Raw genomic sequence first — 3157 nt, 5'->3', positions numbered from 1 at the left:
GCCCGTCAGGAAACCGTCAAACTTCGTGATCTCATTAACCAGCATCGAAAGGTAGATCAGCCATGAAAGAGTCTGAAATCCAACAAACCCTGCGTAGTACCGGCGCGGTGATTACCGACAGCCATATCGTCTACACCTCTGGCAAACACGGCACAGCCTATATCAACAAGGACGCAGTCTATCCGCATACTATTGAGACATCCCATCTCTGCCGCGCTATAGCGGAGCGATTCGCGGATAACAATGTAGAAGTAGTGATCGCTCCAGCTATCGGCGGCGTCATTCTCTCCCAGTGGGTAGCATTTCATCTCTCTATGATCACCCGCCAAGACGTTCTCGGTATCTATGCTGAGAAAGATGAACAATCTGTCATCAAAGCCAATGAGGATATGACGGTGACAATTGAAATCACTCTCCGCCAAGGCGATGAACTGGTTATCAAGAAACCAGAATTCGTCATCAAACGTGGCTACGACAAGCTTGTCGTCGACAAGAACGTCTTGGCAGTAGAGGATGTTCTCACTACTGGCGGTTCTGCTAAGAGAGTAGTCGAGGCCACGCAATCCATTAGTGACAATATTGTTGGCCTTGGTGTTCTCTGCAACCGCGGTGGTGTCAAACGCGAAGACGTAGCCGATGTTCCCAGACTGGAAGCCCTTCTCAATGTGCAGCTGGATGCATGGGACGAGGCCGACTGTCCACGCTGTAAAGATGGCGTGCCGATCAATACTGACGTCGGCAAAGGCCGAGAATTTCTCGCCCGCCAGAAAGCCTAAACCCACATTTTCTCTCAGGGTCCGCAGCCACCGCGCCGCGAACCCTTTTTTATTTTTTTAGCCTTATTAAACAATTAATTTCTCATATTTAACTTTTCAATTTGACATTCTCTGCCATTCTGCTACAGTCTATATATTGATTAATCGCCATAAACGAAAGCTCAGACGCCATAATCTCTGATTTTTCGCTTATTACGATCGACGGGCTAACAACGTAAGGACCAGTACAGTGCACAAAGCGTTATTGCTTTATGTGTTTACCGAAGCCTAGTTATATCCTGTCATCAAAAAAACTAATTTTTTAATCATCAAATGATACAACCAAATACATCACCAAAGAGTCCGTCGAACAACCCTGTTCCGCCGCCTCCACCAGTGCGCCCAACCCAAACTCACGGCACACACAAAGTGGCACCAGCATCAAAGCCTAAACCAGTCCGCCATAATCCACCTCGCCAGCGCTCCCCTCGCCGACCCCACCAGGGTCGTCGAAATCCTAAAGCAGTTCACTTCGGGCCTTCTCGTTCACGAAATTTGCCCGACATCAAACAGCCGCCGCGCAATCCCGATGGGATGTATTTGATCCCTTTAGGTGGCCTTGAGGAAATCGGGCGCAATTCCGCCGCCGTTGAATATAAAAATGACATTGTTGTTATCGACTTAGGATTAATGTTTCCCGGCGAGCAAATGTACGGTATCGATTATGTTATTCCTGACATTTCACCGCTATACGGTAAAGAAAAGAAAATTAAAGGGGTCATTATCACTCATGCTCACTACGACCATTTTGGTGCTGTTCCCCACTTATTACCAAAACTGGGTAATCCGCCCATTTACGGCTCTGAATTCACCATGCGTCTGGTTCAAAAACGGCAGGATGATTTCCCCCAATATGCTAAGCCGAATGTCAAAATTATCGACACCACAAAACCCTTCCAGTTAGGCCAGTTCACCATTGAGCCCTTTCACGTTAATCATTCTGTCCCCAATGCCTTCGGTGTAGTTGTCCGATCCCCGGCCGGCTCCATCGCCTTCACCGGTGACTTCAAGTTTGATAACAAGCCAGTTAACGATCAGCCGGCTGACGAAAAACATATCCAGGAATTAGGCAACAAGGGTATCTCTGTTTTGTACTCTGATTCAACAGGGGCTGAACGAGAAGGCCATTCTATATCTGAGTCAACCGTCGAAACCAATCTCTTCAAACTCTTTGATGACCATCCTCAACAGCGCATCATCGCCGCTACCTTCTCCTCAATGATTGACCGTCTCCAGCAACTAATCGCTGTCGCGGAAAAACATGGTCGTAAGGTTGCTATTGATGGGTACTCTATGAAGACTAACGTAGAGATTGCCCGTGAGATAGGCTTCATGAAAGTCAGTAAAGAAACAATTATCACGCCAGAAGAAAGCAATAAACTGCCGCCCAACAAAGTCCTCATCCTCTGCACCGGTGCTCAAGGCGAAGACAATGCCGTATTAATGCGTATCGTTAACAAGGAACATCGCTCCTTAGAGTTGCAAGCGGGCGACGTAGTAATCTTCTCCTCATCCGTTATCCCTGGCAATGAAGCGTCCGTACAGCTAGTAAAAGATCAAATCTATAAACAAGGTGCTGAAGTCTTCCACTACAAAATGATGGATATTCACTCTGGCGGACACGGTCACCGGGATGATTTGATGCATATGATCCATCTAATGCAGCCCAAATATCTTGTTCCGGCCCACGGGTACTTCTCCCACCGAGCTGAACACGCCAAACTGGCGGTTGCCAACGGTATGAACCGCGGTAATATCATGCTGCCCAGCAACGGCGAAGTAGTTGAAGTAACACCAGAAAAAGTCCGTCTCAATGGAGAAAAGTATGACATTAAATTTGTGATGGTTGACGGCCTCGGTGTCGGTGATGTCGGCAACGTTGTCCTGAGAGACCGTCAAGTCCTCGCTTCCGACGGTATGGTCGTAGTTATTGCTATGATCAACGGCCGCTCTGGCGAAGTAGTAGGAGAACCAGACATTATCTCCCGCGGTTTTATCTACATGAAAGAACAGCAACAGCTAGTCCGCGACACTAAAAAGGAAATCAGTAAGATCGTGAAGAAACAGGCTGGTCAAAACCATGGCGGTGAACCCAACTGGACCCACCTTAAGTCAAGTATCCGTGACGACATCGGCCAATTCTTGTACAAACAAACCGAGCGCCGACCAATGGTCCTGCCAGTTATAGTCGAAGTGTAGCCTTACCCATTAAAAGCATCTTAGCCTGTACAAATTAAGCGAGTCCGCCTTCTTGGTGGACGAGCGCCGGCCCATGGTATTACCCGTTATCGTTGAAGTTTAGCTTTATTGTCGATGGATCAACACCATCCCGACACACTAAG

The 3157-nt window shown here is 47.8% G+C and carries 2 protein-coding genes; both read left to right on the top strand.

Features of this window, described 5'->3' with window-relative positions:
• Window positions 1-62 precede the first annotated feature (62 nt).
• Window positions 63-776 (top strand): phosphoribosyltransferase family protein, encoded by a 714-nt coding sequence (locus tag WC734_06565; GenBank protein ID MFA6198780.1) that lies wholly within the window; start codon window positions 63-65, stop codon window positions 774-776.
• A gap of 534 nt (window positions 777-1310) precedes the next feature.
• The gene (locus tag WC734_06560; GenBank protein ID MFA6198779.1) at window positions 1311-3014 is read left to right on the top strand and encodes a ribonuclease J; all 1704 of its coding nucleotides are present in this window, start codon (window positions 1311-1313) and stop codon (window positions 3012-3014) included.
• Window positions 3015-3157: the final 143 nt, after the last annotated feature.

The organism is Patescibacteria group bacterium (assembly GCA_041661625.1).
Classification (GTDB): Bacteria; Patescibacteriota; Patescibacteriia; order JAHIZJ01; family JAHIZJ01; genus JBAZUB01.
This window is presented reverse-complemented; position numbering and strand designations above follow the sequence as displayed.